At 36.1% G+C, this 17,741-nt stretch carries 18 protein-coding genes and 4 tRNA genes; 9 read left to right on the top strand and 13 right to left on the bottom strand.

Annotated elements, in window-relative coordinates; translation table 11 throughout:
* The first annotated feature begins 3 nt into the window (after positions 1-3).
* The 9 genes from BMY85_RS09330 to BMY85_RS09290 all read left to right on the top strand — a co-directional run bounded on the left by BMY85_RS09330 (position 4) and on the right by BMY85_RS09290 (position 9,174).
* A complete protein-coding gene (locus BMY85_RS09330; RefSeq protein WP_092478007.1) occupies positions 4-1,917 on the top strand; it encodes a V-type ATP synthase subunit I in 1,914 nt (637 codons plus the stop codon).
* A 12-nt stretch (positions 1,918-1,929) separates the two neighbouring features.
* Positions 1,930-2,346: an ATP synthase subunit C gene (locus BMY85_RS09325; protein WP_092478006.1), complete on the top strand. Its 417-nt coding sequence runs from the start codon at positions 1,930-1,932 to the stop codon at positions 2,344-2,346.
* A gap of 41 nt (positions 2,347-2,387) precedes the next feature.
* Positions 2,388-2,696 (top strand): V-type ATP synthase subunit F, encoded by a 309-nt coding sequence (locus tag BMY85_RS09320; RefSeq protein WP_092478005.1) that lies wholly within the window; start codon positions 2,388-2,390, stop codon positions 2,694-2,696.
* A gap of 16 nt (positions 2,697-2,712) precedes the next feature.
* Complete coding sequence (locus BMY85_RS09315; protein ID WP_092478004.1) at positions 2,713-3,282, top strand: V-type ATP synthase subunit E; 570 nt, start codon at positions 2,713-2,715, stop codon at positions 3,280-3,282.
* A gap of 32 nt (positions 3,283-3,314) precedes the next feature.
* A complete protein-coding gene (locus BMY85_RS09310; RefSeq protein WP_092478003.1) occupies positions 3,315-5,081 on the top strand; it encodes a V-type ATP synthase subunit A in 1,767 nt (588 codons plus the stop codon).
* Between the two features lie 26 nt (positions 5,082-5,107).
* Complete coding sequence (locus BMY85_RS09305; RefSeq protein WP_092478002.1) at positions 5,108-6,544, top strand: V-type ATP synthase subunit B; 1,437 nt, start codon at positions 5,108-5,110, stop codon at positions 6,542-6,544.
* Between the two features lie 24 nt (positions 6,545-6,568).
* Positions 6,569-7,186: a V-type ATP synthase subunit D gene (locus tag BMY85_RS09300; protein WP_092478001.1), complete on the top strand. Its 618-nt coding sequence runs from the start codon at positions 6,569-6,571 to the stop codon at positions 7,184-7,186.
* 19 nt (positions 7,187-7,205) lie between these two features.
* Positions 7,206-8,597, top strand: a complete 1,392-nt coding sequence (locus tag BMY85_RS09295; RefSeq protein ID WP_092478000.1) for a D-alanyl-D-alanine carboxypeptidase family protein — start codon at positions 7,206-7,208, stop codon at positions 8,595-8,597.
* 100 nt (positions 8,598-8,697) lie between these two features.
* Positions 8,698-9,174 carry a hypothetical protein gene (locus BMY85_RS09290; RefSeq protein WP_092477999.1) on the top strand — a complete coding sequence of 159 codons (477 nt, stop codon included), beginning with the start codon at positions 8,698-8,700 and terminating at the stop codon, positions 9,172-9,174.
* Between the two features lie 87 nt (positions 9,175-9,261).
* Here BMY85_RS09290 and BMY85_RS09285 read toward each other — a convergent pair whose 3' ends face one another.
* The 13 genes from BMY85_RS09285 to BMY85_RS09225 form a co-directional block, all read right to left on the bottom strand.
* Positions 9,262-9,690, bottom strand: coding sequence for a DUF2752 domain-containing protein (locus BMY85_RS09285; RefSeq protein ID WP_242939713.1), 429 nt, complete (start codon positions 9,688-9,690; stop codon positions 9,262-9,264).
* A 202-nt stretch (positions 9,691-9,892) separates the two neighbouring features.
* The gene (gene fabZ / locus BMY85_RS09280) at positions 9,893-10,315 is read right to left on the bottom strand and encodes a 3-hydroxyacyl-ACP dehydratase FabZ (protein WP_092477998.1); all 423 of its coding nucleotides are present in this window, start codon (positions 10,313-10,315) and stop codon (positions 9,893-9,895) included.
* A gap of 3 nt (positions 10,316-10,318) precedes the next feature.
* Entirely contained in the window at positions 10,319-11,557 is a 1,239-nt protein-coding gene (gene fabF, locus BMY85_RS09275; protein ID WP_092477997.1) for a beta-ketoacyl-ACP synthase II, read from the bottom strand.
* Positions 11,558-11,579: 22 nt separating this feature from the next.
* Positions 11,580-12,320 (bottom strand): 3-oxoacyl-[acyl-carrier-protein] reductase, encoded by a 741-nt coding sequence (fabG, locus tag BMY85_RS09270; protein WP_092477996.1) that lies wholly within the window; start codon positions 12,318-12,320, stop codon positions 11,580-11,582.
* Between the two features lie 25 nt (positions 12,321-12,345).
* Positions 12,346-13,296 (bottom strand): ACP S-malonyltransferase, encoded by a 951-nt coding sequence (gene fabD / locus BMY85_RS09265; protein ID WP_092477995.1) that lies wholly within the window; start codon positions 13,294-13,296, stop codon positions 12,346-12,348.
* Positions 13,297-13,444: 148 nt separating this feature from the next.
* Positions 13,445-13,675, bottom strand: a complete 231-nt coding sequence (acpP, locus tag BMY85_RS09260) for an acyl carrier protein (RefSeq protein ID WP_092477994.1) — start codon at positions 13,673-13,675, stop codon at positions 13,445-13,447.
* Positions 13,676-13,726: 51 nt separating this feature from the next.
* On the bottom strand, positions 13,727-14,689 hold the full coding sequence (locus tag BMY85_RS09255; RefSeq protein ID WP_092477993.1) for a beta-ketoacyl-ACP synthase III: 963 nt from the start codon (positions 14,687-14,689) through the stop codon (positions 13,727-13,729).
* Between the two features lie 147 nt (positions 14,690-14,836).
* Positions 14,837-15,577: an NAD-dependent protein deacylase gene (locus BMY85_RS09250; RefSeq protein ID WP_092477992.1), complete on the bottom strand. Its 741-nt coding sequence runs from the start codon at positions 15,575-15,577 to the stop codon at positions 14,837-14,839.
* A 20-nt stretch (positions 15,578-15,597) separates the two neighbouring features.
* On the bottom strand, positions 15,598-17,172 hold the full coding sequence (locus tag BMY85_RS09245) for an NAD(P)/FAD-dependent oxidoreductase (protein WP_092477991.1): 1,575 nt from the start codon (positions 17,170-17,172) through the stop codon (positions 15,598-15,600).
* Between the two features lie 144 nt (positions 17,173-17,316).
* Positions 17,317-17,389, bottom strand: a tRNA-Lys gene (locus BMY85_RS09240).
* Positions 17,390-17,420: 31 nt separating this feature from the next.
* Positions 17,421-17,493: transfer RNA gene (locus BMY85_RS09235), tRNA-Phe, on the bottom strand.
* Positions 17,494-17,549: 56 nt separating this feature from the next.
* Positions 17,550-17,622, bottom strand: a tRNA-Met gene (locus tag BMY85_RS09230).
* 35 nt (positions 17,623-17,657) lie between these two features.
* Positions 17,658-17,739, bottom strand: a tRNA-Tyr gene (locus BMY85_RS09225).
* Between the last annotated feature and the right edge of the window lie 2 nt (positions 17,740-17,741).

The following is a 17,741-nucleotide window of genomic DNA, read 5'->3' as shown; positions in this document are numbered from 1 at the left end:
GTAGTGATTGAAAAAATGCAGTTTTTAACGATTACAGGTCCTAAAAATGACATCGATCGTGTTATGAATCGTTATCTTTCCAAGTATGAGATTCACCTTGAAAATGCCCTGTCCGAATTAAGCTCTGTGCATGATCTGAAACCATTTGCAGAAATAAATCCTTACAAAGAAGTTCTTATGAAAGCGGAATCCTTAATAGAAAAACTAGGAAATTCTTCACGGATTGCTACTCACGACATGTCAATGCCTGAGGCCCAGTCTATTATTACCCAGGCTTATGACTCTGTTGAGGACTTGACTGCAGACAAAAAAGAACTTACTAGACAAAAAGAAGCTTTAACCAAGGAACTGGCTACAATTGAACCATTCCGTATGTTAGATTATGAACTAAAGAAAATCCTTAACTTTAAATTCCTTAAGTTTCGTTTTGGAAAAATATCACATGAGTATTATAAAAAGTTCTCGGATTATGTATATGAAACATTAAATGCTGTTTTTATAGAATGCGATCGAAATGAACACTATGTCTTTGGAGTATATTTTGTGCCTGCCTCATCCTCTGCCCAGGTAGATGCCGTATTTACTTCTCTTCACTTTGACCGCATCTATATGCCTGATGAATACGAGGGAACGCCTGAAGAAATCTATCAGACTCTTTTAAATAGACAGAAAGAGTTACGAGTTGCCAGAAAAGAGCTTACAGCCCAGATACAGAACCGTCTTCAGGATATTGCTCCAGAACTTACCTTAGCTTACGAAAAAGTAAAGGACTTCTGTAACAATTTTGAAATCCGCAAACTGGCAGCTTGTACCAAAGCTACTACACAAGGCATTGTCTTTTACATATTGTGTGGCTGGATGACAAAGAAAGATGCAAAAAAGTTTAGCAAGGAAATTGAATCCGATCCTGATGTTTACTGCTTGTGTGACGAGGAATATGAAAGCTCGACTTCCAAACCTCCTACCAAGCTTTGTAATCCTAAGATCTTTAAACCATTTGAACTCTTTATACAAATGTATGGTTTGCCCGCATACAATGAAATGGATCCTACTATCTTCGTCGCCTTAACCTATACTTTAATATTCGGCATTATGTTTGGGGACGTGGGGCAAGGAGCTTTACTTATGATAGGAGGTTTCCTTTTATTTGAATTTAAAAAAATGAATCTGGCTGCTATTATTTCCATTGCCGGCTTCTGGTCCACCATTTTTGGTTTCCTGTACGGAAGTATTTTCGGTTTCGAAGACTTTATGGAAGCTGTCTGGCGCAGGCCAATGGAAGATATTATGACAACCTTGATTATGGCCATTGGGTTTGGCATTTTCTTAATTCTTATAGCAATGATACTTAATATTATTAATGGAATCCGTGCAAAAAACATTGAGAAAATATTTTTTGATGCCAGTGGTGTGGCAGGTTTTGTCTGTTATGGTTCCGTTGTAGGATGCATTGGCTTATACTTCTTAGGATATGCCATTCCAGGAACTATCGTACTTGCTGTTTTAGTAGGAGTTCCTCTTCTTTGCATTTTCTTAAAAGAACCTCTAAGCAACTGGCTTTCAAAGAAAAAAAATATTTTTCCAGAAGGAAGCAAAGTTATGTTCTTTGTAGAAAATCTGGTAGAACTGTTTGATGTAGTCCTAAGCTATGCCACTAATACCATTTCTTTTGTCCGTGTAGGAGCTTTTGCTCTGAGCCATGCAGGTATGATGGGGGTTGTTCTTTCCTTAGCCCATGTGGAAAGCGGCAAACCTAACATTCTGGTTATTATCCTTGGTAACCTGGTTGTTATGGTCTTAGAAGGATTAGTTGTAGGAATTCAGGTATTACGTCTGGAATACTATGAAATGTTTAGCCGTTTCTACCGTGGAACTGGTAAAGCATTTAAACCATTCAAGTCAAAAAAGACAAATTAGGAGGATAAAAATATGTTTACAAAAATTTTATTATGTGTCATTTTAATCGCTAGCATTTTAGTACCTGGCGGCTACTACTTGTTTAGTGAAAAGAAAAAAGGAAATTTTAAAGCTGCACTAGGATTTAATATACTATTCTTCTTTGGTACCTTAATTATCGGTGACATATTGCTATTTAGTGGCAACATTCAGGCTGCTGAAACTGCTAAAGCAGCTTCTAGCACAGAAGGCTGGCGTTATCTTGCTGCTGCTTTATCCACTGGATTATCCTGCGTAGGTGCTGGTATTGCCGTTGCATCTGCTGCCAGCTCTGCCCTTGGTGCATTAAGTGAAGATTCCAGCATTATGGGTAAAGCCCTTATCTTTGTTGCTTTAGCCGAATCCATTGCATTATATGGCTTAATTATCTCCTTTACTATTTTAGGATAAAACATAGTAATATCCTGTTTAAACATAGTGGAGGCGATTTCATGAAAATGTTTTTAATCAGCGATAATGTTGATACATACACAGGCATGCGTTTAGCTGGGGTTGATGGTGTTGTGATTCATTCAAGAAAACACTTAAAAGAACAGCTTGAGAAAGCATTTAATAATAAGGAAATCGGAATTGTTCTTCTCACTGAGAAATTTGGAAGAGAATTTCCAGATATTATTGATGATGTAAAGCTAAACCGCCGCCTGCCCTTAATTGTAGAGATTCCAGACCGTCATGGTACTGGACGAAAACCAAACTTTATAACAGATTATGTCAATGAAGCAATCGGTTTAAAACTGTAAACAAGGAGGCAAATTAATGACCCTCGAAGAAAAATTAGATATTTTTTATAATGCAGCAATTAATGATGCTACAAACCAAAGTATACAAATACTGGATGAGTATAAAGCAAACTTAGAAAAACTTCAAAAGGAACATGAAGAAGAAACACTAAAAAAGGCAGAAACAACTTTGAAAAATGAAACAGAGTATTTAGTCCGTGATAAAAATAAGAGAATTTCTGACCATTCCCTAATTCTTAGACGAAAAATTACTCAAAAAACAAATGAACTGGAAAAGTCTGTGTTTGAAAGAGTCTTGCAGAAACTGCAGGACTTTATGGCTACTCCAGCTTACCTTGATCTTATAAAGGAACAAATCCAGTACGCTCTAAACTACGCCAATGGGGAAGCAATTGAGCTTTACTTAAATGAAAGTGACTCACGTTTAAAAAGTACCCTTGAAGATTTCTTTCATTGTACTATTTTATTAAGTAAAATTGATTTTATGGGTGGTACTCGTGCTGTTATCCAAAGCCGCAATGTTTTGATTGATAATTCCTTTGCTACTAAGATCACGGAAGAACGAGAATCATTTACTATAAAATGATTCATTAACTATATAGATAGGAGGCTTCCTAGATGCAATTAACTGGTGAAATATATGGAATCAACGGACCTATTGTCTACCTGCAAGGCAACTTAGGTTTTAAAATGGCCGAAATGGTCTATGTTGGAGATGACAAACTGGTCGGAGAAGTAATTGGGCTTACCAAAGACATTACAACCATTCAGGTATTTGAAGAAACTACAGGTTTAAAACCAGGCCAGACAGTTTATTCAACAGGCAGTGCCATCTCCGTTACCTTGGCACCTGGTATTATTGGCAATATTTTTGATGGAATTGAGCGTCCCCTGAAGGAAATTGCCAAAACAGGCGGTGCCTTTATTCCTAGAGGTGTAAATGTTGAATCTTTAGATAAACAGAAAAAATGGCATGTTCATATTACCGTAAAAGAAGGAGATCACATTTTTGGCGGAACAATTATTGCAGAAGTTCCTGAAACCTCTGCAATTATCCATAAATCCATGGTTCCCCCCGATACTAACGGAGTTGTAACAAAAGTATATCCTGATGGACTTTATACGATTGATGAACCTATTGTGGTAATTCAGACAGATGCAGGAGAAGAAAAAATCCTTACCTTAACCCAGCACTGGCCAATTCGTATTCCAAGACCAACCCAGAAGCGTTATCCATCAGATCGTCCTCTTTTAACCGGACAGCGAATTCTGGACACCTTATTTCCTATTGCAAAAGGCGGCACTGCTGCCATTCCAGGTGGTTTTGGTACAGGAAAAACTATGACACAGCATCAGCTTGCAAAATGGTCTGATGCTGATATCATTATTTACATTGGCTGTGGAGAACGTGGCAACGAAATGACAAATGTTCTGGAAGAGTTTTCAGAATTAGTCGATCCAAAATCAGGAAACCCTTTATTAGACCGTACCACTCTAATTGCTAATACTTCAAACATGCCTGTGGCTGCCCGTGAAGCAAGCATTTACACAGGTATAACTTTGGCAGAGTATTATCGAGATATGGGATATCATGTGGCAATTATGGCAGATTCTACATCCCGTTGGGCAGAAGCACTTCGTGAGTTATCTGGCCGTCTGGAAGAAATGCCTGCCGAAGAAGGTTTCCCTGCATATCTTGCTTCCAGGCTTTCTGCCTTTTATGAACGTGCAGGCTTTATGCAAAACTTAAACGGCACAGAAGGCAGCGTCTCTATTATTGGAGCTGTTTCCCCTCAAGGTGGAGACTTCTCTGAACCAGTAACTCAGAATACGAAACGATTTGTCCGATGCTTCTGGGCGTTAGACAAAGCACTTGCCTATGCAAGACATTTTCCTGCAATCAACTGGCTTACCAGTTACAGTGAATATATCAGTGATCTGTCCCCTTGGTATTCCAAACATGTAGGAAACAATTTTGTAAACTGCCGTAACCAGCTTGTCAGCCTCCTTACACAAGAAAACAGTTTAAATGAAATTGTAAAATTAATTGGCAGTGATGTACTTCCTGACGATCAGAAACTGGTTTTAGAAATTGCCCGTGTTGTTCGCCTCGGCTTTGTCCAACAGAATGCATTTCACAAAGAAGATACTTATGTTCCTATGGAAAAACAGCTTAAAATGATGGAAGTCATTCTCTACTTATACGATAAATGCAAGAAACTGGTGGCTATGAATATGCCAATGTCATTGCTTCGTGAAAATGATATATTTGAAAAGATTATTTCTATTAAATATGATGTTCCAAACAGTCAGCTAGACAAATTTGATGACTATTTTAAAATGGTGGATGCCTTTTATGAGCATATGATTGCAACTAACGCATAAAAGGAACACAAGAAAGGAGTTTCATTATGGCAATTGAATATTTAGGCCTAAGTGAAATCAATGGACCTCTCATTGTCCTAGAAGGTGTGCAAAATGCCTCTTACGAAGAAATTGTTGAGTTTACCGTAGACCAGAAACAAAAAAAACTTGGAAGAATCGTTGAAATATATAAAGATAAAGCCATTATACAGGTATTTGAAGGGACAGAAGAAATGTCTTTAAAAAATACCCGCACCAAATTAACAGGACACCCTATGGAAGTTTCTCTATCCGAAGACATTTTAGGCCGCGTTTTCAACGGACTTGGGCAGCCTATTGATGGTTTAGATCCTATTGTTTCAGATATAAAAAGAAATGTAAATGGACTTCCCTTAAATCCTTGTACAAGGGAGTATCCAAGAAACTATATCCACACTGGTATTTCTGCAATTGACTGCTTAACTACTCTAATTCGTGGACAGAAACTTCCTATTTTTTCGGGCAATGGACTTCCACATGATGAACTTGCCGCACAAATTGTACAACAGGCTTCTCTTGGTGAAGATTCTGACGAAAAATTTGGTATTGTATTTGCTGCCATGGGTGTAAAACACGATGTAGCTGAGTTTTTTCGCCGCACCTTCGAGGAAAGCGGTGCTAGCTCACACGTAACTATGTTTTTAAACCTTGCAAATGATCCTGTCGTAGAAAGACTTATTACTCCAAAAGTAGCTTTAACAGCTGCTGAATATCTTGCATTTGAAAAAAATATGCACATCTTAGTTATCTTAACAGATATGACCTCTTTTGCAGAAGCAATGCGTGAAGTTTCTTCTTCTAAAGGGGAGATTCCAAGCCGAAAAGGTTATCCTGGATATCTGTATAGTGAGCTGGCTACTTTATATGAGCGTGCAGGTATTGTTCGTGGTGTCAATGGTTCTGTTACACAGATTCCGATTTTAACTATGCCAAATGATGATATTACCCACCCTATTCCTGACCTTACTGGATATATTACTGAGGGGCAGATTGTACTAGACCGTTCCCTTCACCAGACCGCTATATATCCGCCAATCAGCGTATTACCTTCCCTGTCCCGTTTAATGAAAGACGGAATTGGTGCTGGTTATACAAGAGAAGATCATCAGGATCTGGCAAACCAGCTGTTTTCCTCTTATGCACATGTTGGTGATGCAAGGGCTCTTGCCAGTGTTATTGGAGAAGATGAACTTTCTCCTCTCGATAAAAAGTATTTAAAATTCGGTAATGCCTTTGAAAACAGATTTGTTGCCCAAGGAAAAAGTGAAAACCGCTCTATGCACGAAACCTTAAATCTTGGCTGGGAACTGCTTTCCATGCTTCCACGAGAAGAACTGGATCGTATTGATACCAAAATTCTTGATAAGTATTACCATACAGAAGCGGAGTTACTCAACAAAAAGGAAGGAACTTCCGAAAATAACCTTGAAGAAGCGAATCATTAATTGATATAATAAAGAGGTGAGTCTATGAATCCCAATACATTTCCAACAAAAAGTAACTTAATTCTTGCCAAGAATTCTCTTGCTCTTGCCAGACAAGGTTTTGAATTAATGGATAAAAAAAGAAATATTCTAATTCGAGAATTAATGGATTTAATTGCACAGGCAGCCGATATACAATCAGAGATTAATGAAACCTTCTCCTCTGCATATCTTGCCTTGCAAAAGGCAAATATTGAGTTAGGTATTTATAATGTAGAAGAATTAAGTCATACCGTACCTGAAGAGGATTCTATTGTTATTAAACAAAGAAGTATTATGGGTACAGAAATACCTCTTGTTGAATTTGAAAGCAAAACTGTCAAACCAGCCTACTCCTTTTATGGAACAAAGATTTCATTGGATGAAGCTGTAATGAAGTTTAATAAAGTAAAGGAATTAACCATACGTCTGTCTATGATTGAAAATTCTGCATATCGTTTAGCTACGAATATTAAGAAAACCCAAAAACGTGCTAACGCTTTGCAGAACATTACAATTCCTAACTACACTGCACTTACTGTAGCAATTCAAAATGCACTTGAGGAAAAAGAACGAGAGGAATTTACTCGACTTAAAGTCATAAAAAAAATGAAAAAAAAGTAAAACAGTACGAGGGATTGCAATGAAAAAGCTAATAAAAATAACCTGTATTATGCTTTCGCTTTTATTAGGCATGGTACAATCTCCAATTATGAAAGCCAGTACAAAAAATTGGCCAGAGGCACCAAAATCGTCCTCAATTGTTGCTGAATCAGCAATACTAATAGAAGCATCAACAGGTCTTGTTCTATACGAAAAAAACGTGGATAAACGCCAGTATCCAGCCAGCATCACAAAAATTATGACTGCACTTGTGGCAATTGAAAACAGCTCATTGGATGAAGTTGTTACTTTCTCCCATAATGCCGTTTATGGAATTGAACTAGGCAGCAGCCATATAGCTGTAGAAGTTGGCGAAAAACTGACTATGGAACAATGCCTATATGCCATGCTACTAGAATCTGCTAATGAGGTTTGTCTTGGGGTCGCAGAACATGTCGCTGGAAATGTGAAAGCCTTTGTTAAAATGATGAATGCCCGTGCCAAAGAACTTGGCTGTACAAAAACGAACTTTGTAAATCCAAACGGATTGCATAATGACAAACACTATACTACTGCTCATGACATGTCATTGATAGCACAAGCAGCAATTAAAAATAAAACTTTTGCCAAGGTTACTGGTACTAAACAGTATACAATTCCTAAAACAAACAAAAAAGAACCACGTACGTGGATCAAAAATCATCATCAGATGCTTCATGGATATAAATATAAGCGATATCAATATGAAAACTGCATCGGAGGAAAAACTGGTTATACTACCAAAGCACAGTCTACGCTTGTAACTTATGCACAGGAAAAAGGGGTTACCCTTATAGCCGTAGTTTTAAAGGATTTAGGACCTGCTTATGAAGCTAATGAATATACAGATACTAAGCAGCTATTCCAATACGGATTCCATAACTTCTCACTATATGATGTAACTAAAGATGTACAAACTACTACTGATCCGGGACTATTTACTAAGTACTCTGCACTGCTTAATGATAAAAATCCATTAATATATGTGCAGCCTGGTACCAAGATACTTCTTCCAAAGAATATTTGCTTTGAAGAAGCAAAACAGAACCTGTCCTACAATAGTCCATCTTCTTTTCATCAAGGAGAAAATGTCATTGGTACCATTGAGTACACTTACAATGGTATATGTTTAGGAACTGGAAATATCATTTACAACATTGCAGATATATCAAAACTTACTACGAATTCAGATGTAAATAAGACAAGCTCTACAAATCTGGCAAAGAAGAAGTCAAGTTCCACTGGCAATATGATTGCTTTTATTATTGCCCTAGTAGTTGTATTTCTTGGTTGTATTTATTATACCTTTATTGTTCGAAAGAGAAGAACCAGATGCGACTATTACCTAAGCAAAAGCAGCTCTGGTTATAACTCCAATAATATTTACCATTAAGAGACCTCTTTTGCCCATATCCTTGTATATTATTTGTATTTTAAATATTGTTATGATAAAATTATTTTATGTTTATTTATAAATTGCAGGAGGATATCTTATGGATTATAACAACAATGAAGATTCTAATTCACAGGAAAATGAAGAATTAAATACGTCGAGTCAAAACCTGAATGAAGGTTCTGATAATGATTATAACAGCACCTTTAACTATAACAATAGCTTTAATAATGATTACAACAGCAGCTTTAATAGTAATTTTAACGCTCCAAACTATAACAGGCAAAATTCAACTAACGGACTTGCTATTGCTAGTTTAATTGTAGCTATTTTATCAATTCCTTTGTCTTGCTGTTATGGTATTGGAGGTATTATTAGTGCTATTGCTGGTATTATTTTAGCCATTGTATCAAGAAAATATAGTGAAGGAAGAATCTCTGGCATGGCTATTGCTAGTATTGTGATTTCCATAATAGGATTTATTCTTGGTATCATTATGTTGATCGCATTCATACTTGTACTCAACGATCCTGAATTAATTGAAATAGTAAGAAGGGCTCAGAATGGGTATTATTAGTTAAAGACAAGATGTTCGTATCTTAAGCTTACACAGTCTTGATTGTTAGGAAAAAACCTTGTAAGGACATGTCTTTACAAGGTTTTTTCAAGTTACATAATAACTACAGAAATAGATCAACGCATTCTTTACAGCAAACTGTATGAAAATAATAATTGCCATACCATAAACATACTGGACTCTAAATCTGATTCCTCTTATCTTGCCTTTACTTAATCGCTGAATGGTCTGAGTCAGCATAAAGGCTCCCCCTCCAAAAGCTAAATACGACACAAGAGGATGATACAGAAAACTTTTTATAAAATCCCCAGATAAAAACGCCTTAACAGCCCTTGTTCCTCCACAACCTGGACAATAATAACCTGTTAGTCTATAAAAAAGACAAGGAAACTGAAATCTTTTAAAAAACAGTTCATGCCTTTTGTATAGAAAAACTCCTATAAGCATTAGGCCAATGCTAACCCAGCCAATCCAATATAATTCACTGTCTATTTTTTGTGCCTCATATTCACTCACACCTTTTCTTCTCTTAACAGCCATTTCGTACAAACCTTACCATAAATTTTTTGACACTTGTTATGATACAAAAGAATTTTTGACACTTCAACTTCCCCCTGCCTTTTAAGAAGCATCCTTGCTTTATAAGATAATCTTCACTAGAACTTTCATAATAAAAATGTTTGGGCATATTGCTGTCTGCAACATGCCCAATTATTTTTTATTTAATAATAAATGTAAACTCTGCTTCAGCAGCAAGAACATCCTCTACATATGCTTTTCCCTGACCAATACCAATAGGTCCTTTTATTTTAATCAATTCTGTCTCTAATCGTAAAATACAACCTGGTTTTACCTGATTACGAAACTTTGCCTTATTTATGCCACCAAAAAATACGAGCTTACTCTTATATTCTTCACTGCTCATTAATGCAACTGCACCTGTCTGAGCTATTGCTTCTATAATCAATACACCTGGCATTACAGGATAATCTGGATAATGGCCTTGAAAAAATGGCTCATTGTACGTAACCCCTTTATATCCTATAGCTGATACACCTGGAACCAGTTTATCCACTCGATCAATTAAAAGCATTGGACTTCTATGTGGAATAATTTTTTTAATATCTTCTACTTCTAACATAAGCTACTCCTCATATTTTTTTATTACAATACTAGCATTATGTCCTCCAAATCCAAGAGAGTTAGAAACTGCATATTGAATATTATGCTTTCTTCCCTCATTTGGAACATAATCCAAGTCACACTCAGGATCTGGTGTAGTCAAACCTACTGTTGCATGTACAAACTGATTTTCAATTTCTTTTACCGTTGCAACACACTCAACTGCACCTGCTGCACCAAGCAAATGCCCAACCATTGATTTTGTTGAATTCACAACTAACTTATATGCATGTTCACCAAATGCAGATTTAATTGCCTTTGTTTCAATAGAATCATTTAAATGTGTACTTGTTCCATGTGCATTAACATAATTTACTTCCTCTGGCTGAATTCCTGCTTCCTTCATGGCAAGTTTCATTGCCTTTGCAGATCCTGAACCATCTTCTTTTGGACAAGTAATATGAAAGGCATCACAAGTTGCACCATATCCAACAATTTCAGCTAAAATTTTTGCATTTCTAGCTTTTGCAGACTCCAGATCCTCTAATATTAAAATACCTGCTCCTTCACCAACTATAAATCCATTTCTTTCTGCATCAAACGGAATAGAGGCCTTCTTTGGATTGTCCGAAACGCTAAGTGCATTTAGGCTATCAAATCCTGCAACACCAGAAGCAACAATTCCTGCCTCTGTGCCACCAGTAACCATAGCATCTACTTCACCATATTTAATCGAACGATATGCCTCTCCTATGCAATGTGTTCCTGTTGCACAAGCTGTACTAAGGGAAAAGCATTTTCCTTGTAAACCTAAATCAATTGCAACATTTCCTGCCGCCATATTGGATATGAACATAGGTACCATAAATGGGGATACCCTTCTTGGTCCCTTTTCAAAACAGCGTCTGGTTTCTGATTCCTGTGTCTGAATACCTCCTACTCCAGAACCGATAATACATCCAATACGATCTGCATTTTCTTCCGTTACTTCAAGACCAGCCTGCTTTATTGCTTCTCTAGCTGCAACAATAGCGTATTGACTAAATAAGTCAAGTCTCTTACATGCTTTTGGATCCATATACTCTTTTCCATCAAAATCTTTAATCTCTGCAGCAAGTTTTACTTTGAACTTTTCTGTATCAAATCTTGTAATAGGCCCAATTCCTACTTTTCCTTCCTTTAGGCCTTCCCAAAATAAGTCCACTGTATTACCTATAGGAGTTACGGCTCCCATCCCTGTTATTACAACTCTACGTTCCATACACTATTTTCCTCTCTAACTTCTACATATTCATGCCACCATTTACTTCTAATACCTGTCCAGTAATATAACTTGCATCATCTGACGCTAAGAAACACACCGCATTTGCTACATCCTCTGGAGCCCCAATACGTTTCATTGGAAGAGAATTCGTAATATCGTTCTTAACAGACTCTGATAAAACATCTGTCATATCTGTCTGAATAAAACCTGGAGCAACCGCATTTACGGTAATTCCCTTTGCCGCAACCTCCTTAGCTACACTTTTCGTAAAACCAATAATTCCAGCTTTCGATGCACTATAATTTGCTTGACCACTATTTCCTGTAACACCAACAACAGAAGTTATGTTAATAATTCTTCCACCACGATTTTTTAACATTGGACGAAGTACATGTTTACACGTATGGAAACATCCTTTTAAATTTACATCCATAACACTATCAAAATCCTGTTCACTCATTTTTAGCAATAAATTATCCTTTGTAATACCTGCATTGTTTACAAGAATATCAATAGCACCATACTCTTTTACTATATAATCAATCATTTCCTTTACAGCAGTAAAATCATTGACATTACACTGATATGCAAATGCCTCTCCACCCTGTTCATTAATTTCTTTTACAACTGCGTCGGCTGCAGCCTGATTTCCTGCATAATTTACAATGACTTTAGCTCCTTTAGCTGCCAGTTGCATTGCAATAGCTCTCCCAATGCCACGACTTGCCCCTGTAACTAACGCAACTTTTTCCTTAAACATTTTTGTCTCCCTTCAAAGATAGTTATTAACAATTTTCCTTTATCATATCTAACTTATCCAAATCACTTATACTCTTTATGTTAATAATTTTTACTTTTTTAGATATTCTTTTTATAAAACCACTTAATGTTTTACCCGGTCCTATTTCAATAAATGTATCTACGCCTTCTTCTAAAAGGGTTTCTACTGCCTGTTGCCAGCGAACAGATACATGAACCTGCTTTTCCAAAAGTGTCTTAATTTCATCTCTACTTGCATCTGGTGCAATCGTCTTTGCATTTACACTAGATACATATGGTGTAGTTCCTTCATGAAATGCTACAGTTTTAAATTCTTCTCTTAGCTTTTCTTCTACACCTTCCAACATCACCGAATGAAAAGGCCCGCTAACTTTTAAAAGAACTGTTTTACGTGCTCCTGCCTCATCTAACCGTTCTTTTGCAAGAACAACCGCACTAGTTTCCCCTGAAATTACAATTTGTCCTGGACAGTTGTAGTTTGCCGGTTCAACTGGCTTTCCTGTTTCCTTTGTAACCTGCTCACAGATTTTTTCTATTTCTTCTGTATCAACTCCTATTATGGCTGCCATAGTTCCTTGTCCCGCAGGTACTTCATTTTCCATATACAATCCTCTTTTACGAACAACTTTCACTGCATCTTTAAAGGATAATGTTCCATTAGCTACTAACGCTGAAAATTCACCTAAACTTAAACCTGCTGTATAATCTGGTTTTACGTTTCTTAATTCCACTGCCTTCATGATAGCTGTACTAGCTGTCAGAATTGCTGCCTGTGTATATTCTGTCTTATTAATATCCTCGTTTTCCTCAAAACAGATTTTCTTAATATCAAAATCCAGCTCCTGTTCTGCTATATCAAATACTTCTTTGCTTTCTGGAAATGTATCGTAAAAATCTTTTGCCATCCCAGCTACCTGGGCACCCTGACCTGGAAATACAAAAGCTATCTTTCCCATTTTCACACCATCCTTTAGATTTTTAACATTTTATAACTTTATGTGCGACTGCTTACCTGACCATAGAAATTAATCTGAAGTGGCATTTCCTATGACTTGAAAAAGGCAAACTATCTCTAAATAGATAGTTTGCTCTATGTTTACTTAACTAAGCTAATTTTTCCTCTACATATTTTGCAGCATCACCTACAGTAATAATTTTCTCTAAATCTTCACTAGGAATTTCAATTTCAAATTTTTCTTCCATAGCCATAGCTAACTGGAATAAATCTAGGGAATCTGCACCTAAGTCATCAATAAACTTTGTAGATTCTGTTAATTCCTCAACTGATACATTTAGTTCTTCTGCAACGATTTCCTTTAATTCATTTAATTTCATTTCATATCCTCCTAAAATATTCTTTATATACTAATAAACATTGTTTATTATTTAACATTTCCACTGAAACAAAGATGCTCCCCATGTCATTCCAGCCCCAAAGGAGCTTAAAAGAACGTAGTCTCCTGACTGAAGCATTCCTTTTCTGTTTATCTCATCTAATAACACAGGAATTGAAGCTGCCGATGTATTGCCCATTTTTTCAATATTACAAGGAAACTTATCAAAACTTACCCCAAGTTTCTTTGCAATTATTTCGTTCATTCTCTTATTTGCCTGATGAAGTATAAAATATTTTACGTTTTCTATATCAATACCTGATTTTTCAATAACACGTTTTATCAAAAGAGGAATTTCCTTCACAACAAACTTGTAAACTTCCCTTCCTTCCATATGTATGTAATCTATTTCATCTTTTCCTTCTACCAAGCAGTTATTTAATGGTTTCTGCTTACAGTGAATTACATCATGTTTTGTTCCATCTGCCCCTAACTCAGTCCAAAACCGTTCATTTTCGTCTCGTTGTACTACCGCAGCACCTGATGCATCTGCAAATAAAATACAGGTCTGTCTATCTGTATAATCTGTAATTTTAGATAATGTCTCAGATCCTATAATAAGTGCATTATTCACCATTCCACTAGCAAAAAAACATCGTGCTGTATTCATTGCATACAAAAAGCCTGCACAAGCTGCATTAATATCAAATGCAATAGCTTTAGGTATGCCAAGTGCTTCTTGTACAATACAAGCTATACTTGGCGTAACATAATTTGATGTTACTGTTGCTACAATAATAAGCTCTATATCCTCAGGCTTTAACCCTGAGTCTTCCAATGCACATCTGCCAGCCTTTATTGCTTGCTCACTGTTTTCCTCACCTTTAGAAATTCGTCTCTCTCGAATCCCAGTACGCTCTACAATCCACTCATCTGATGTATCAACTAAGTGCGTCAGTGCTTCATTTGTTACAACATTCACTGGTAAGTAACTTCCAGTACCTAATATTTTCATTTCTCTACGATTATGCCTCCCAAATACTTTGATAATCAAAGTATATTATTCTATTAGCTACCTGTCAACCTTTTTCCATATTAAAAATAGAACCTTACCAAAAAATACAATACCATATAACATATAAAAATGCAAATGTGTAATGTACTACTTCATTTTTTCTATTACTTTTTTCATAACCATTGCTATATCCTCATTTATTACTAAATCTGCCTTCTTATCAGCAGGTGTAGTAGTCTTATTAATTAACACTAACTTTCTTCCTTTAAAATAGTTAATTAATCCTGCTGCCGGATATACTATTAGAGAAGTTCCCCCAATAATTAAAGTATCCGCTGCACGAATAGCGTTTATTGAATTTGTAATTACTTTATCATCCAACCCCTCCTCATACAAGACCACATCTGGTTTAATTACTCCTCCACAATTATCACATCTAGGAATACCCACTGAGTTTAAGACATACTCAGCATTAAAAAATGAATGACAGCTCATACAGTAATTTCGTAAAACTGATCCATGTAGTTCATAAACTATTTTTGAACCTGCTGCCTGATGCAACCCATCAATATTCTGCGTAACTACTGCCTTTAGTTTTCCCATACTTTCTAACTGAGCAAGTGCAAAATGACAGTCATTAGGTTTTGCATCTGGATACACTAAATTTTTTTTATAAAATTCGTAAAATTCTTCTGGATGCTGTCTAAAAAAAGAATGTGAAACAGCCTGTTCAGGTGTAAAATTTCGATTTAAACTCTTACTATACAATCCAGTTGAGCTACGAAAGTCTGGAATTCCACTAGCTGTACTAATACCTGCTCCCCCAAAAAAAACAATACTATTACTCTGCTCTATTATTTCACTTAATATCTGAATCTTATCGTTCATTTCTCTCTCCTTACTCTTTATTAAACTCTCCTACTCTTTTTCTCGTGTTTTTCATGATACTCTTGCTCAGTATTTACATCCCAGACATTAGATTTATCTTTTTTTCCATTTATAATATTATTGACAGCTTCAAAAGCAGTTACCATGGAATGATCCATATTATTATACCTGTGCTGTCCATTTCTTCCAATACAGTATAAATTAGTAATTTGATCTAAGTATTCCCTTACTAAAAAAAATTCATTATATGTATCAAAATATGCTGGATATGCCTTTTCTATCTTCTCCTTATGGTAATCAAGAATATCCTCTTGGCTATCAATAACTCCCATATGGATCAGTTCATCTGCTGCAAGTTTAAGACTATCTTCATCTGACATATTCCAAAAACTATCCTCTTTATCACAAAAATACTCAAGACCTATCCATACTTTAGACTCAATATCTTTCACCATATATGGAGACCAGTTATTAAATATCTGGATTCGTCCTAGCTTAACTCCTTCATCTTGCACATAAATCCAGCAATCTGGTATAATATGATTTATTGTTTTTATTTTTGTTTTATTCTTTAAATTAAGCTTATTAAGCAATAACCCCATAGTTACAAAATCCCTGTACGGAAGTCCACTAGCTACTTGTCTGACTTTATCAGGCACTGATTGCCCCATTCCTTTAACTAAATCTTTTATAGACATTGAAGAAATTATAATGTCTGCTTTTTCCTTTACTGTTTTTCCTTCTTGATTTAAATAGCTTATAGAACTTATTATATCTTGTTGTATAGTAACCTCAGTTACTTTCGCATTTAAAATGACTTTGCCTCCCATACTTTGTACCTGATCCGCTACAGTTTCCCACAACTGACCTGGTCCATATTTAGGATAAAGGAATTCTTCTATTAACGATGTTTCTACTTTACCTGACTTATTAAAACTACCCACCATAAATATATTTTTTAAGATAGACATAATGGATAACCCTTTAACTCTCTGGGCCCCCCAGTCTGCTGATATATCTCTAGGATGACGTCCCCATAGTTTTTCCGTGTACCCTTCAAAAAACATAGCATAGAGTACATTACCAAATCGATTTATGTAGAAATTCTCTAAGGAAGTATTCGGTCTCTTGTGAAAAATAGAACTTATATAACTAAAACCAGAACTTACTGTCTTTACTAGTCCCATATTAATAAACGTCTGAGGTTTAAGAGAAATGGGATAATCAAAAAATTTTTTCTTGTAAAATATACGAGATACTCGCTGTCGTATTAACATCACCCTATTTTCTTTTTCTGGATCGGGTCCATTTTCTTCTAAACTTTTTTTTCTTCCCAGTAACTTATCATCAAATGAAGGTCTCCCCTGAATAGGCATAAACTGCTGCCACCAGTCTAAAACCCTCTGATCTTTTGAAAAAAATCTATGACCTCCTATATCCATTCTATTTCCTTTATAGTTTACAGTTCTGGATATTCCACCTATTGTATCGGTTTCCTCAATTACTAATACTTCATACTCTACGGATTTTTTTAATAAATCGTAAGCAGCAGTTAAACCTGCAGGCCCAGCTCCAATTATTATTACTTTCTTCATTTATATTTCCTCTTCCAGTCTAAATTTTATGAATAACTAAGAATAATAATCTAACTTTACTTACTATCATATCATAAAATGCAATTGCACAAAAACTATTTTGTAAATACAAAAAAAAGTGCTGTAACACAACACTTTTCCAAATGAGACATCGGGGATTCGAACCCCGGACAACTTGATTAAAAGTCAAGTGCTCTACCAACTGAGCTAATATCCCATATGTATACTTAATTTTTTACAAATTAAAATGCCCAGAACCGGAATCGAACCAGTGACACGGGGATTTTCAGTCCCCTGCTCTACCGACTGAGCTATCTGGGCAAGTTACCACAATAAACAATGATGTCAGTACTAAAATGTTACTTAATGAGTAACAATTGCGGGGACAGGATTTGAACCTGCGACCTTCGGGTTATGAGCCCGACGAGCTTCCAGCTGCTCCACCCCGCGATAATATTATTAAATTGAACCTTCATAAGTTCAAATGGATGGAGAAGGATTCGAACCTTCGAAAGCGTTGCTAACAGATTTACAGTCTGCCCCCTTTGGCCACTCGGGAATCCATCCAT

Source organism: [Clostridium] polysaccharolyticum, from assembly GCF_900111595.1.
Lineage (GTDB): Bacteria > Bacillota > Clostridia > Lachnospirales > Lachnospiraceae > Clostridium_AI > Clostridium_AI polysaccharolyticum.
Note: the sequence above shows the minus strand (reverse complement) of the source record. Positions and strands in the feature narration are given on the sequence as shown.

Bases quoted from the DNA above. Each gene is read 5' to 3' on its own strand.
- fabG (WP_092477996.1), bottom strand. From the start codon at position 12,320: ATGTTTAAGGAAAAAGTTGCGTTAGTTACAGGGGCAAGTCGTGGCATT.
- fabF (WP_092477997.1), bottom strand. From the start codon at position 11,557: ATGGAACGTAGAGTTGTAATAACAGGGATGGGAGCCGTAACTCCTATA.
- acpP (WP_092477994.1), bottom strand. From the start codon at position 13,675: ATGAAATTAAATGAATTAAAGGAAATCGTTGCAGAAGAACTAAATGTA.
- BMY85_RS09325 (WP_092478006.1), top strand. From the start codon at position 1,930: ATGTTTACAAAAATTTTATTATGTGTCATTTTAATCGCTAGCATTTTA.
- BMY85_RS09255 (WP_092477993.1), bottom strand. From the start codon at position 14,689: ATGAAAATATTAGGTACTGGAAGTTACTTACCAGTGAATGTTGTAACA.
- BMY85_RS09305 (WP_092478002.1), top strand. From the start codon at position 5,108: ATGGCAATTGAATATTTAGGCCTAAGTGAAATCAATGGACCTCTCATT.
- BMY85_RS09310 (WP_092478003.1), top strand. From the start codon at position 3,315: ATGCAATTAACTGGTGAAATATATGGAATCAACGGACCTATTGTCTAC.
- fabZ (WP_092477998.1), bottom strand. From the start codon at position 10,315: ATGTTAGAAGTAGAAGATATTAAAAAAATTATTCCACATAGAAGTCCA.
- BMY85_RS09245 (WP_092477991.1), bottom strand. From the start codon at position 17,172: ATGAAGAAAGTAATAATAATTGGAGCTGGGCCTGCAGGTTTAACTGCT.
- fabD (WP_092477995.1), bottom strand. From the start codon at position 13,296: ATGGGAAAGATAGCTTTTGTATTTCCAGGTCAGGGTGCCCAGGTAGCT.
- BMY85_RS09300 (WP_092478001.1), top strand. From the start codon at position 6,569: ATGAATCCCAATACATTTCCAACAAAAAGTAACTTAATTCTTGCCAAG.
- BMY85_RS09290 (WP_092477999.1), top strand. From the start codon at position 8,698: ATGGATTATAACAACAATGAAGATTCTAATTCACAGGAAAATGAAGAA.
- BMY85_RS09295 (WP_092478000.1), top strand. From the start codon at position 7,206: ATGAAAAAGCTAATAAAAATAACCTGTATTATGCTTTCGCTTTTATTA.
- BMY85_RS09320 (WP_092478005.1), top strand. From the start codon at position 2,388: ATGAAAATGTTTTTAATCAGCGATAATGTTGATACATACACAGGCATG.
- BMY85_RS09315 (WP_092478004.1), top strand. From the start codon at position 2,713: ATGACCCTCGAAGAAAAATTAGATATTTTTTATAATGCAGCAATTAAT.
- BMY85_RS09250 (WP_092477992.1), bottom strand. From the start codon at position 15,577: ATGAACGATAAGATTCAGATATTAAGTGAAATAATAGAGCAGAGTAAT.